The sequence below is a fragment of the Prauserella cavernicola genome (assembly GCF_016595675.1).
GTDB lineage: Bacteria > Actinomycetota > Actinomycetes > Mycobacteriales > Pseudonocardiaceae > Prauserella_A > Prauserella_A cavernicola.
This window is the reverse complement of the sequence record NZ_JAENJH010000009.1, coordinates 127,851-140,437: the sequence shown is the minus strand read 5'-3', so window position 1 is coordinate 140,437 and position 12,587 is coordinate 127,851. Positions and strand designations below refer to the sequence as shown.

Below are 12,587 nucleotides of genomic sequence, written 5' to 3'. Positions count from 1 at the left end.
GGTCACGCGTCCTCCTTGCCCTTGCCATTGTCCACCCCTGCGCCGGGGAGGTGGACGGCAGCCAGCTTCTCGACGTACTTGGCGAGGACGTCGACCTCGATGTTCACCACGTCGCCCGGCTCGGTGCGGCCGAGTGTGGTGAGCTCCAGCGTCGTGGGGATGAGCGCGATGGAGAACTCCTCCGCGGACACCGACGCGACCGTCAGTGAGATCCCGTCGACCGCGATCGAGCCCTTCTCGACCACGTAGCGGCCGAGGTCCTGGGAGAACGCGAAGTGGGTGAGCCCGTCCGGGTCGCGGGAGAGGAACACCGCGGTGCCGTCGACGTGGCCCTGCATGACGTGCCCGCCGAAGCGGCCGTTCGCGGCCATCGCGCGCTCGAGGTTCACCGGACGGCCCTGCTCGGCCTTGTCCAGGCTCGACCGGCGCAGAGTCTCGTGCACCACGTCCACGGTGAACTCGTCGCCGGAGACCTCCACGACGGTCAGGCAGACGCCGTTCACCGCGATCGAGTCCCCGTGCCGCGCGTCACTGGTGACCAGCGGACCGCGCACCGTGAGACGCGCCGTGTTGGGTAACTGCTCGACGCGCGCGATCTCGCCGAGCTCCTCGACAATGCCGGTGAACACTAGCTGCCTCCCTCGCCGGTGAGCGGAACAGCGGCGATCCGCACGTCGTCTCCGCTCATGGTGACCCCTTCGACCCGCCAACGGTGTGCTTCGGTGATGGTCGACACTCCCGACGGCCCCAGCGCCGCCGGACCCGCGCCGAGCAGCGAGGGCGCGACGTAGGCCAGGATCCGGTCGACCCGGCCCGCCGCCACGAACGCGCCCGCGAGCGTCGGCCCGCCCTCCAGCAGCACGTCCACCACCCCACGCTCCGTGAGCGCCGTCAGCACCTCGTCCGGATCATGGGTCCGGACGAGCAGCGTCTCCGCCGACTCGTCCAACACCCGCGAGTTCTCCGGTATGCCGCCTGTGCCCACCACCACTCGAAGTGGTTGGCGCGACGCGAGATGTCCGTCGGCGTCGCGCACGGTGAGCCACGCGTCGTCGGCGCGCACGGTGCCCGTCCCGGCCACGATCGCGTCGGCCGCGGCCCGGATGGCGTGGACCTCCGCGCGCGAGGCGGGCCCCGAGATCCAGCGGCTCGTGCCGTCGGCGGCGGCCACCCTGCCATCGAGGGTCACGGCGTACTTCCACGTGACGTGCGGCCGCCCGGTGCGCACGAAGTGCAGCCACGGCCGCAACGGACCGCCCGCGACCTCGTCGGCGAGCAGCCCCTCGCGGACGTCGACGCCCGCAGCCCGCAGCACCCCGGCTCCCCCCGCGCCCAGCGGGTGCGGGTCGGCGACGGCGAACCGCACGGCGGCGATCCCGGCGTCGAGCAACGCGCCCGTGCACGGCGGGGTGCGGCCGTGGTGGGAACACGGTTCGAGCGTCACGAACGCCGTGCCGCCCCTGGCCCGCTCACCCGCCTCGCGCAGTGCCATGACCTCGGCGTGCGGACCTCCAGGTGGCTGCGTGGCACCGCGGCCGACCAGGACGCCGTCCGCGTCGAGGATCACGGCGCCGACGGGCGGGTTCGGGCTCGTGGTGCCGCGCACGGTCTCACTCTGGGCGAGCGCCACCGCCATGGTGTCGCGCTCGCCTGCGGGAGGACTCACCTCAGTGCGCCGCCCTGGCCCGCGCGGCCTGCGCGCGCAACGCGGCGACGGCCTGGCCGGGGTCCTGCGCGCCGTACACGGCGGACCCGGCCACGAAGCAGTCGACACCGGCCTCGGCGGCCTGCTCGATGGTGTCGGCGTTGATGCCGCCGTCGATCTCCACCAGCACCCGCAGGTGCCCGGTGTCGACCAGCCTGCGCGCGGTGCGGACCTTCTCGAGCACCTCGGGGATGAAGGACTGCCCTCCGAAGCCGGGCTCGACCGACATCACCAGCAGGGTGTCGTAGTGCTTGAGCGTGTCGAGGTGGTCCTCGAGCGGCGTGTTCGGCTTGATCGAGAGCCCGGCCTTGGACCCCGCGGCGCGCAGGTTCTTGGCGAGCATCACGGGGTCGTGCGCCGCCTCGACGTGCACGGTGACGTTGTGGGCGCCGGCCTCGGCGTAGCCAGGAGCCCAGCGATCCGGGTCCTCGATCATGAGGTGGCAGTCCAGCGGCACGTCGGTGCTCTTCAGCAGCGACTGCACCACGGGAAGCCCCAGCGTCAGGTTGGGGACGAAGTGGGCGTCCATGACGTCCACGTGGACCCAGTCGGCGCGGGTGTCCCCCGCCTTCGCCACGGCGTCGATCTCCGCGCCGAGGCGGGCGAAGTCGGCGGACAGGATGCTAGGTGCGATCAGCGGTTGAAGGGCCACGCGCGCGAGTCTAGAGCCCGGCCCGCACCCCGGACGGGTGCGGACCCTTCCGGTGGTGGCCGGACTCAACTCGCGGGCGAGCCGCCGGGCAGCAGGTCGAGCACGCCGGTCCACGGACCCGCCCAGTCGAGCCGGTGCGTGCGCACCCCCGCGGAGGCCAGCGCGTCGAGGTGGCCCTGCCAGGCCGGGTGGCCGAAGCGCGTGTCCCGCACCTGGTAGCCGACGACGATCGTCACGGCCGGGTCGCCGAGCGCGTCGCCGAGCACCGTCATCGCCTGGTTGTCGGCGAGGCCCAGCGCCAGCTTCGCGACCGAGCCCGCCGACGCGGGGGCGAACAGGAACACTTCGGGATCGGGGTGCGGCCTCGGCTCGCCGGGCAGCCGCGACCGGCTGCGGACCTCCAGGTCCGTGAGCCCGCGCAGACGGTCCAGCTCACCGCTCGCGGCGAGCCACCGCCCGGCCGTGGGCGTGAGCGTGACCGCGAGCCGCCAGCCCCGCTCCGCCGCGGGGCCGGCCAGCTCGGCGCACAGCCGCGTCTCGGCGCCGCCGCACGAGCTGACCACGAGCCCCAGTACGCGGCTCACTTCGCGCGGGCGAGTGCGCAGAACATGGCGTCGGTGCCGTGCCGGTGCGGCCACAGCTGCACGTACGGACCGTCGCCGAGCAGCGGGACGCCGGGGAAGAACTCCCGCGCGTCCAGCACCTCGGCGCCCGCCCTGCGCACGCCGTCGCCGAACACGCCCTCGGTCTCGGCCAGGTGCGGCGTGCACACCACGTAGGCCACGATCCCGCCCGGCCGCACGAGCCGGAACGCCGAGGCGAGCAGCTCGCTCTGCAGCTTCGTCAGGCCGGGAACGTCGGAGGGCTGGCGGCGCCAGCGCGACTCGGGGCGCCTGCGCAGCGAGCCGAGCCCGCTGCACGGCGCGTCGAGCAGCACCCGGTCGTAGCCGCCCTGGAGGTCCGGCTCGCGGCCGTCGTCGGTGTGCACGGTGACGGGAAGACCGTCGGTGGCCCGCTGCACGAGCTTCGCGCGGTGCGGTGTCACCTCGACGGCATCCACCGTCGCGCCCGAGGTCGCGGCGAGCGAGCCGAGCAGCACGGCCTTGCCGCCGGGACCGGCGCACAGGTCGAGCCAGCGCGAGTCCTCGCCGTCGACGGGCGCGTCGGTCGCGGCCACCGCGACCAGCTGGCTGCCCTCGTCCTGCACCACGGCCAGGCGCTCGCGGATGGCCTCGGACTCGGCGAGGTCGCCGGTGCCCGTCGGCAGGTGCACGCCGTAGGGCGAGTAGGGCGCGACGTCGCCGCCGGTGATGGCGGCGAGCTCGTCGGCGCTGATCTCGCCTGGCTTGGCGAGCAGGTGCACCGCGGGCCTGGCGTCGTCCGCGGCGAGCGCGGCCTCGAGCTCGGGCCCCTTGTCGCCCAGTGCCTCGGCGAACGAGCGCGCGACCCAGCGCGGGTGCGCGGTGTTCATCGCGAGGTAGCCGATGGGGTCCTTCTCGCGGTCAGGAGAGAGCTCCTCCAGCCACGCGGCCTCGTCCTTCTCGGACACGCCCCGCAGCACGGCGTTGGCGAACCCGCCGACGTGCGAGCCCGCCTCCTCGCGCACCAGGTCCACTGTGGACGCGACGGCGGCGTGCGGAGGAATCCGCGTGCGCAGCAACTGGTAGGCGCCGAGGCGCAGCGCGTCCAGCACGGCCTTGTCCACGTTGGACAGCGGACGGTCGATGCACGCGCCGATGATCTCGTCGAGCAGTCCCTGCGCCCGCGCGGTGCCGTAGGTGAGTTCGGTGGCGAGCGCGGCGTCGCGGCCGGTGATCCGGCGCTCGCGCAACAGATCGGGCAGCACCAGGTTCACGTAGGCGTCGCGCTCGCTGACCGCGCGCAGCGCGTCGAACGCCGCGCGCCGCGCCGGGTCCTGCGCGGGCGGTTTGCGGGGGCCCTGCTTGCGCGGGGCCGGCCTGCGATTGCGGTCGTGGTTCGGCCGCCTGCCGGGTGAGGTCATGTGAGGCGCTCCTCGTGCTCGATCCTGGTGCCGCGCGCCCAGTCGGCCGCCGCCATTCGCTTCTTCCCCTGTGCCTGCACCTCGCCCAGCGCCACCGGCGTGGTGGCCGTGCCCACGAGCACGCGCTTGCGCTCGACGAGCAGCTCGCCCGGTGCCAGCCGCGACGCCTCGACGGGCGTCACGGGACCGAGCTTGAACCGCTCCTCGCGGAACAACGCCCAGGCTCCCGGCTCCGGGGTCACCGCGCGCACGTGCCGGTCGATCGCCGCTGCCGGGTCGGTGAAGGCGACCTTCGCATCCTCGGCGGACACCTTCGGCGCGTAGGTCACGCCGTCGGCCGGTTGCGGCACCGCGCTGAGGGCGTCGTCGGCGATGCCGTCCATCGTGGAACCGAGCAGCGCGGCGCCGGACTCCGCGAGCCTGCCCAGCAGCTCGCCTGCGGTGTCGGTGTCGCCGATCTTCTCGGTGACCACGCCGTAGACCGGGCCCGCGTCGAGCTCCTTGACGATCCGGAACGTCGACGCGCCGGTGAACTCGTCACCGGCCCTGATCGCGGCCTGGACGGGCGCCGCGCCCCGCCACGCGGGCAGCAGGGAGAAGTGCAGGTTGACCCAGCCGTGCCGGGGAATGTCGAGCGCGCGCTGCGGCAGCAGGGCGCCGTAGGCCACGACGGGACACGCGTCGGGCGCGAGCTCGGTGAGCCTGGCAAGGAAGTCGGGGTCGCCCGCCGTCGCGGGCGTGAGCACCTCGATGCCGTGCTCGTCGGCGAGCGCGCCGACCGGCGAGCGCACGAGCCTGCGGCCGCGGCCGGCCGGGGCGTCGGGGCGGGTCACGACGGCGACGACCTCGTGGCGCGGCGACTCCAGCAGCGCGCGCAGCGAGGGGACGGCGGGATCGGGCGTGCCCGCGAACACGAGCCTCATCGGCGTTCCGGAAGCGAGGGAGAGCACAACATCGCCGGTCAGTCTAAGCCGCGCACCCCCGCGCCCCCGGAGCAGCCCGGCTGCGGTGAAGGGCACCTTTACTGCATTGAACGCAGTAAAGGTGCCCTTCACCGCACAGGTGGGGCCAGCGGTGCGGCGAGATCAGATCAGGGTCAGCGGGTCCAGCTGGATGCGGATCGGGTCGGCTTCCTTGCGGGCGTTTCGGAGCGCGCTCACCGCGTGGGCCGACGACGCCAGTGCGCGGCCCTGCGCACGCGGCACGCGCACCAGCGCGCGCTCGCGTTCGCTGTTGCCGTCCTCGTCGATCTCGCCCACCGGCACGGGACCGAGCACCTCGGCCCCCTCGGGCAGGGCGAGCTCGTCGAGCAGCGCCGCGACGGCGTCGGGAGTGCCCTCGAAGCTCGCCATCCGCACCGCGGGAGGGAAGCCCAGTTCCTTGCGCTCGGCCAGCTCCAGGCCGGCGTGCCAGCCCGGGTCCCAGCGCACGAGTGCCTGTACCGGCGGGATACCCGCGTCCGCGCCGACGACCACGCGGCCGCCGTCCCGTCCGGGGCGGACGAGCGCGGCCGCCGTCATCCACCGGCGCAGCGTCTCCTCCGTCGCGCGCAGGTCCTGCCTGCCCAGCAGCGCCCAGCCGTCGAGCAGCAGCGCCGCGCCGTACCCGGCCTCGGCCACGGGCTCCGCACCGGGCGTCGCCACCACCAGCGCGGGCTTGGCCGGGACGGTCGCCAGCACCTCACCCGCACCCGAGGTGCGCACCGGGACACCGGAGAACGCCCTGCCGAGCTCCTCCGCGGTCCGCTTCGCGCCGACCACCACCGCGCGCAGACGGCTGGAGCCGCACGTGCCGCAGCGGTAGGCGGCGTCCGCGACGCCACACCAGCGACAGCGCGGTACCCCGCCGCCGCCCGGCAGCATCAGCGGGCCCGCGCACCGGCGGCACCGGGCGGGAGCGCGGCAGTGCCCGCACGCCAGGCCGGGCACGTAGCCGCGCCGGGGCACCTGCACGAGCACGGGCGCTCCGGCTGCCAGCCCGGCGCGGGCGGCCTCGAACGCCACCGAGGGCAGGCGGGCGGCACGGGCCGCCTCGTCGCGGGCCACGTCGAAGTCCTCGCCCGTGGGCGTCACGCGCGGCGCGGCCGCCCGCAGCTCGTCGCGCGCGGCGACGATCGGGTGCGCCCACCCGGAGTCCAGCAGCAACTGCGCCTCGGCGGTCCTGGTGTAGCCGGCGACGAGGAACGAGGCCGCGTCGGCGTGAGCACGCAACATCAACACGTCGCGCACCTGCGGGTACGGCATGTGCGGATCGGCGTGCAGGTCGTCGCCGTCGTCCCACACCACGAACAGGCCGGGGTCGACGACGGGTGCGAACATGGCGGCGCGCGTGCCGACCACGATCCGCACCGCACCGCGCAGTACGGCGAGCCAGCGGCGGTACCGCTCGGCGGGCCCGAGGTCGGCCGACAGCGCCACGACGGCGTCCTCGCCGGCGAGCGCGGCGCACGCGTCCCGCAACCTGGTCACGTCGCGGTGGTCCGGCGCCACGAGCACGGCGCCACGCCCACTCGCCGCGACGGTGGTCGCCAGCTCGGCCAGCCGCGCGGGCCAGTCCTCCCCCGGCAGCGCCTGCCAGACCCCGTGCGCCGCCCTGCCCGCGCGCAGCGCGTCGGTGAACCCCGGCCCCCACGGATAACGCCGCCAGCCCTCGCAGTCCGGCTCGTCCGGGACTGGTGCGGGCTCGCGAGGAGGCTCGGCCTCGGCCTTGGCGTGGCGCGGCGGCATGGCCAGGCGCAGCACGTCGATCAGCGTGCCGCCGTAGCGCTCGGCGACCGCGCGGCACAGCGTCGCGAGCCGGGGCGGCAGCACCTGTTCGCTGGAGGTGACGCGTTCCAGGAACGCGAGCCTGCCCTGGTGTTCGGTGGTGTCCGCCCGCTCGAGCAGGAACCCGTCCACGAGCTGACCCGCGAACCGCACCCGCACCCGGCAGCCGGGCACCGCGGCGTCGCCGAGCTCACGGGGAACGTGGTAGTCGAAGGTCCGGTCGAGGTGCGCGAGCGGAACATCCACGATCACCCTGGCGATCGGAGCCGACTCCGCGGGCTCGCGCCGCCCCTTGCGGGAAGAGGCCGCGCGCGTCCCCTTGCCCGCTTTACCCTTCCCCGGCGTGCTCGCCTTCCTCGCGGGCGGCGCGGGTTCGGGCTGGGGCAGGTCCCACAGCGGGGTGGTCTCCGGACGGCTCACGCCGTCTTCTCTACCAGAACGGCTCAGCGGGGCTTCGTGGCGTCGAGCCGCCGGGTGAGGAACTTGAACACCGGTTGCTCGACCCAGCGCGTCAGCGCCCAGCCCAGCAGGATCGCCGTGGCGATGAAGGCGGGCACCCAGCCCCACCACGGCACGCCGAGGTCCGCGAGGTGCCTGGCGACGATCGTGCCGATCACGTAGTGCATCAGGTACACGCCGTAGGAGATCCCGGCGAGCCAGCTGATGGGCTTGGCGAGCTTCTTCAGCACCGGCAGGTCCCACGCGGGCTGGTAGGCGGCCACGCAGATGAGCACCAGCGCGACGGCGAACGCGAGCACCGAGTCACCGGGCGGCGGGTGCTTCTCGTGGGCGATCAGCACCACGCCGAGCATCAGGTACAGCTGGGCGAAGCTCATCCGGCCCTTGGACCAGCGGAAGATCGCGACACCCGCGATGAGCAGGTGCGCCCGGTTGAGACCGGTGCCGTCCATCATCATGCTCGCCCACGGCGCCACCTGGCCGGGACCCATGAACAGGTACCGCACGGCGAGCGGGATCAGCAGCACGGCCCACATGACGTAGGTCGCGACCTTGCCCTTGACCTTGCCCTTCCAGGCGAGCAGCGCGATGGCGGTGAACCCGCACACCTGTACCGGCACGGTCCAGTGCGACAGGTCGACGTACTCCACCGACTGCAGCAGCGTGTGCATCAGCGCCAGGTTGCCCACCAGGTCGCCGTAGGACGGCCGTGGGAAACCCTCGGGGTGGAAGACGATGCTCACCACGAAGATCACCGCGACCGCGACCCAGAACGCGGGCAGCAGCCGGGCGAGCCGTCGCAGCCACCAGCGGAAAGGTGTGCCGCGCCCGACCGTCATGCCCGCGAAGTAGCCGGAGATGACGATCAGGATGGACGCGCCGAACGGGAAGTCCATCTGCAACGGTCCCGGAGGCATGTCCAGACCGGGCAGCGTGTGCGGCGCGAGGAACGTCGCGTGGAACGCGAGCACCGCCAGGATCCCGAGCACGCGAATCGCGTCCCAGCTGATGTGCCGGGTGCTGGGCTTACGGGGTTGCTCGGCGGTCTCGACCTTCGGCGTCCGCGACGACGCGACGTCCTGTGTGTCCACCACGAGATCGGAAGCGTAGGCGACGGTGGTCAGGTACCGACCACCGGGGCGCACACGCCGTCAGGCGCCCACGGCGGCGCGCAGGTCGTCGGCGCGGTCGGTGCGCTCCCACGGCAGGTCGAGCTCGGGACGCCCGAAGTGGCCGTACGCAGCGGTGGGCCGGTAGATCGGCCGCAGCAGGTCGAGGTCGCGAATCAGGGCTGCCGGGCGGAGGTCGAACACCTCGTTCATCGCCGCCTGGACCTTCAGCGGGTCGACGTGTTCGGTGCCGAAGGTCTCCACGAACAGGCCCACCGGGGCGGCCTTGCCGATCGCGTAGGCGACCTGGACCTCGACCCGGCCGGCGAGCCCGGCGGCGACGATGTTCTTGGCGACCCAGCGCATGGCGTAGGCCGCCGAGCGGTCGACCTTCGACGGGTCCTTGCCCGAGAACGCGCCACCACCGTGACGGGCCATGCCGCCGTAGGTGTCGACAATGATCTTGCGACCCGTCAGGCCCGCGTCGCCCATCGGCCCGCCGACCACGAAGCGACCGGTCGGGTTCACCAGCAGGCGCACGTCGGAGCCATCGAGCTCAACGCCGTCCAGCACCGGCGCCACCACGTGCTCCCGCACGTCGACGCCGAGCATCTTGTCCAGGTCGATGCCGTCGGCGTGCTGGCTCGACACCACGACGGTGTCCAGCCGCACGGCCTGCTCGCCCGCGTACTCGATGGTCACCTGGGTCTTGCCGTCCGGGCGCAGGTAGGGCAGCACGCCCTCCTTGCGGACCGAGGTGAGGCGCTGCGAGAGGCGGTGGGCCAGCGCGATCGGCAGCGGCATCAGCTCCGGCGTGTCCGAGCACGCGTAGCCGAACATCAGCCCCTGGTCGCCCGCGCCCTGCTTGTCGAGGTCGTCGAGCGCGTTCTCCAGCCGCGACTCGTACGCGGTGTCCACGCCCTGCGCGATGTCCGGCGACTGCGAACCGATGGCGACGTTCACGCCGCAGGAGTTGCCGTCGAAGCCCTTGGCCGACGAGTCGTAGCCGATCTCGAGGATGCGCTCGCGCACGATGGTCGGGATGTCGGCGTAGGCCTCGGTGGTCACCTCGCCGGCGACGTGCACCTGGCCGGTGGTGATCATGGTCTCCACCGCGACCCGGCTACGCGGGTCCTTCTCCAGCAGCGCGTCCAGGATGGAGTCACTGATCGCGTCGCAGATCTTGTCCGGGTGACCCTCGGTCACCGACTCCGACGTGAACAGCCTACGGTTCGACGCGGTCACGACGTCCTCACATCCTCGATCGATTACAGCGACTACAGCACGGGGGCGAACGCCCGCCGTGAGCCTACTGGGGATCCGGGCGGCGCCGCAGTAGCTCCGTCACCGCGTCCCACACTGTGGCCGCGAGCAGCGACTTCGTCCCCAGGGGGATCCGCTGCTCGGCGCCGTCCGCGCTCAGCAGCCAGCCGGTGTTCTCGTCCATTTCAAAGGCCTTGCCCTCGCCGACGGCGTTGACCACGAGCAGGTCGCAGCCCTTGCGCTTGAGCTTGGCGCGGGCGTGCTCGAGCACACTGCCCTGCTCGTCGCCGGTCTCGGCGGCGAAGCCGACGATGACCTGGCCCCGCTCGCGGCGCTCCACCAGCCCGGCGAGGATGTCGGGATTGCGGACCAGGTTGATCGTCGGGTCCGGCGTGTCATCGGACTTCTTGATCTTGTGACCCGAGGTGCCCGCGGGCCGGAAGTCGGCCACCGCGGCGGCCATCACCACGACGTCGGCGGTCGCGGCCGCGGCGCCCACGGCCTCGCCGAGCTGGTTCGCGGTGGACACGTGCACGACATCGGCGCCCGCGGGCTCCGGCAGTGCGTCCGTGTGCGCGGTGACGAGGGTGACGTGTGCGCCGCGCTGGGCGGCCACCCTGGCGAGCGCGTAGCCCTGCTTGCCGGACGAGCGGTTGCCGAGGTGGCGCACCGGGTCGAGCGGCTCACGGGTGCCTCCTGCCGAGACGACGACGCGCAGGCCGTCGAGGTCGCGGGGCAGTGCATCGGAACGGGCCAGCAGCAGGCGCGCGACGTCGACGATCTCTCGTGGGTCGGCGAGCCTGCCCTTGCCGGTGTCGGCGCCTGTCAGTCTGCCCGCGGCGGGTTCGGCGACGATCGCACCGCGGGACCGCAGCAGCGCCACGTTGTCGCGCGTGGCGGGGTGCTCCCACATCTCCGTGTGCATCGCCGGAAAGAACGCGACGGGGCAGCGCGCCGTGAGCAGTGTGTTGGTGAGCAGGTCGTCGGCCAGTCCGTGGGCCGACCTGGCCAGCAGGTCGGCGGTGGCGGGCACGACGAGCACCAGATCCGCGTCCTTGCCGACGCGGACGTGCTGGACCTCGGGCACCTCGGTGAACACCCCGGTGTGCACCGGATGTCCCGAGAGCGCCTCGAAAGTGGCCGCGCCGACGAAGTTCAGCGCAGCCTCGGTGGGCACGACGCGAACGTCGTGGCCGGATTCGGTGAGCCCGCGGAGCACCTCGCACGCCTTGTAGGCGGCGATTCCCCCGCCGACGCCCAGAACGACGCGCGGTGTCGAGCTCACCGAAGTGTTACTCGCCTTCGGTGTGCTCGAGCAGACCGGCGTGGATCTCGCGGAGCGCGATCGACAGCGGCTTCTCGCGGGGGCCGGGCTCGACGAGCGGGCCGACGTACTCGAGCAGACCCTCACCGAGCTGCGCGTAGTAGTCGTTGATCTGACGGGCGCGCTTGGCGGAGTAGATCACCAGCGCGTACTTGGAGCTGACCTTCTCGAGAAGGTCGTCGATGGGCGGGTTGGTGATGCCCTCGAGGTGCTCGCTCTGAGGACCCAGGGTAATCGAGGTCACTGACTGTGCTCCGATTCGTCGCAAAGATTGTTGTCGCCGGTCATCAAGTCTAGCAACCGCCGCGCGGCGGCCCGCACGTCGTCGTTGACGACCTGCTCGTCGAACTCCGCGGCCGCCGCGAGCTCACGCTCCGCTTCGCTCAGCCGGGCCTGCACGGCCTCGTCGCGTTCGGTGCCGCGACCGGTGAGCCGTTCGACGAGCACGCCCCACGACGGGGGCAGCAGCATCACCAGCTGGGCCTCCGGCATGGCCTGGCGGACCTGCCTGGCGCCCTGCAGTTCGATCTCCAGCACGGCGGGCCGGCCCGCACGAAGTGCGTCGTCCACCGGCGCGCGCGGGGTGCCGTAGCAGTTGCCCGCGAACTCCGCGTGTTCCAGCAGTTCGCCGTTGGCCACCATGGCGTCGAACGTCTCGCGGTCGATGAAGCGGTAGTGCTCGCCGTCGACCTCGCCGGGCCGGGCCGCGCGCGTGGTTACCGAGACACTGAAAAACACATCGGGGTTCAGGCGTCGCAACTCGGCGACGACGCTGGACTTGCCGACCCCGGATGGTCCCGAAACGACGGTGAGCCGGTGCCGGGCCGTGTCACCCGGCACCGGCTCACCCGTTGTCACTCGGCCGCCGCTTGCGCCGGCCTCGATCGAGCCGCGGTGTCGCTGCTCGCTCACTCGCCGCTGAACTCGGCGAGCAGCGCCTTGCGCTGCCGGTCACCGAGGCCGCGCAGACGACGGCTGGTAGCGATCTCGAGCCGCTCCATCGTCTGCTGCGCACGCACCTTGCCCACGCCCGGCAGGGCCTCCAGGAGAGCGGAGACCTTCATCTTGCCGAGGACCTCGTCCTCGTCGGCCTGCTTCAGCACGTCGGCGAGGGTCGTACCGCCACGCTTGAGCCGTTCCTTGAGCTCCGCGCGGGCGCGACGGGCGGCGGCGGCCTTCTCCAGCGCCGCAGCACGCTGTTCCTCGGTGAGCTGGGGAAGTGCCACGTTTTCCTCCGGTATTACTCAAATTCTGGGTGGGTGTGGCGACCGTACCCACCCTTGACCTGGACCCACAATGCGGGGGTGG

General features: G+C 72.8%; 13 protein-coding genes. All 13 read right to left on the bottom strand.

Annotated elements, in window-relative coordinates; translation table 11 throughout:
* Positions 1-2: 2 nt before the first annotated feature.
* The 13 genes from JHE00_RS27875 to mihF all read right to left on the bottom strand — a co-directional run bounded on the left by JHE00_RS27875 (position 3) and on the right by mihF (position 12,505).
* Positions 3-629, bottom strand: coding sequence for a riboflavin synthase (locus JHE00_RS27875; protein WP_200323728.1), 627 nt, complete (start codon positions 627-629; stop codon positions 3-5).
* On the bottom strand, positions 629-1,636 hold the full coding sequence (ribD, locus tag JHE00_RS27870) for a bifunctional diaminohydroxyphosphoribosylaminopyrimidine deaminase/5-amino-6-(5-phosphoribosylamino)uracil reductase RibD (RefSeq protein ID WP_200324084.1): 1,008 nt from the start codon (positions 1,634-1,636) through the stop codon (positions 629-631). The genes JHE00_RS27875 and ribD overlap by 1 nt, the downstream gene beginning before the upstream one ends.
* Positions 1,637-1,667: 31 nt before the next feature.
* Positions 1,668-2,342, bottom strand: a complete 675-nt coding sequence (gene rpe / locus JHE00_RS27865) for a ribulose-phosphate 3-epimerase (RefSeq protein ID WP_200324082.1) — start codon at positions 2,340-2,342, stop codon at positions 1,668-1,670.
* An 80-nt stretch (positions 2,343-2,422) separates the two neighbouring features.
* Positions 2,423-2,941 (bottom strand): HFCD family protein, encoded by a 519-nt coding sequence (locus JHE00_RS27860; RefSeq protein WP_200323726.1) that lies wholly within the window; start codon positions 2,939-2,941, stop codon positions 2,423-2,425.
* Positions 2,938-4,359: an RsmB/NOP family class I SAM-dependent RNA methyltransferase gene (locus JHE00_RS27855; RefSeq protein WP_200323724.1), complete on the bottom strand. Its 1,422-nt coding sequence runs from the start codon at positions 4,357-4,359 to the stop codon at positions 2,938-2,940. The genes JHE00_RS27860 and JHE00_RS27855 overlap by 4 nt, the downstream gene beginning before the upstream one ends.
* Entirely contained in the window at positions 4,356-5,282 is a 927-nt protein-coding gene (fmt, locus tag JHE00_RS27850) for a methionyl-tRNA formyltransferase (protein WP_200323722.1), read from the bottom strand. The genes JHE00_RS27855 and fmt overlap by 4 nt, the downstream gene beginning before the upstream one ends.
* Positions 5,283-5,444: 162 nt before the next feature.
* The gene (locus JHE00_RS27845) at positions 5,445-7,544 is read right to left on the bottom strand and encodes a primosomal protein N' (RefSeq protein WP_200323720.1); all 2,100 of its coding nucleotides are present in this window, start codon (positions 7,542-7,544) and stop codon (positions 5,445-5,447) included.
* Positions 7,545-7,567: 23 nt separating this feature from the next.
* Positions 7,568-8,677, bottom strand: a complete 1,110-nt coding sequence (locus JHE00_RS27840; protein ID WP_200323718.1) for an acyltransferase family protein — start codon at positions 8,675-8,677, stop codon at positions 7,568-7,570.
* A 57-nt stretch (positions 8,678-8,734) separates the two neighbouring features.
* Entirely contained in the window at positions 8,735-9,937 is a 1,203-nt protein-coding gene (gene metK / locus JHE00_RS27835) for a methionine adenosyltransferase (protein WP_200323716.1), read from the bottom strand.
* A 64-nt stretch (positions 9,938-10,001) separates the two neighbouring features.
* Positions 10,002-11,240 (bottom strand): bifunctional phosphopantothenoylcysteine decarboxylase/phosphopantothenate--cysteine ligase CoaBC, encoded by a 1,239-nt coding sequence (gene coaBC / locus JHE00_RS27830; RefSeq protein WP_200323713.1) that lies wholly within the window; start codon positions 11,238-11,240, stop codon positions 10,002-10,004.
* Between the two features lie 7 nt (positions 11,241-11,247).
* Positions 11,248-11,523, bottom strand: coding sequence for a DNA-directed RNA polymerase subunit omega (gene rpoZ / locus JHE00_RS27825; protein ID WP_110339306.1), 276 nt, complete (start codon positions 11,521-11,523; stop codon positions 11,248-11,250).
* On the bottom strand, positions 11,520-12,164 hold the full coding sequence (gene gmk / locus JHE00_RS27820; RefSeq protein ID WP_372440507.1) for a guanylate kinase: 645 nt from the start codon (positions 12,162-12,164) through the stop codon (positions 11,520-11,522). Before gmk ends, rpoZ begins: the two co-directional genes overlap by 4 nt.
* Positions 12,165-12,187: 23 nt before the next feature.
* Positions 12,188-12,505 (bottom strand): integration host factor, actinobacterial type, encoded by a 318-nt coding sequence (gene mihF, locus JHE00_RS27815; RefSeq protein WP_005437476.1) that lies wholly within the window; start codon positions 12,503-12,505, stop codon positions 12,188-12,190.
* Positions 12,506-12,587 lie beyond the last annotated feature (82 nt).

What these genes read in the sequence shown, in the direction of transcription:
- ribD (WP_200324084.1), bottom strand. Translation starts at nt 1,636, where the DNA reads ATGGCGGTGGCGCTCGCCCAGAGTGAGACCGTGCGCGGCACCACGAGC.
- fmt (WP_200323722.1), bottom strand. Translation starts at nt 5,282, where the DNA reads ATGAGGCTCGTGTTCGCGGGCACGCCCGATCCCGCCGTCCCCTCGCTG.
- JHE00_RS27855 (WP_200323724.1), bottom strand. Translation starts at nt 4,359, where the DNA reads ATGACCTCACCCGGCAGGCGGCCGAACCACGACCGCAATCGCAGGCCG.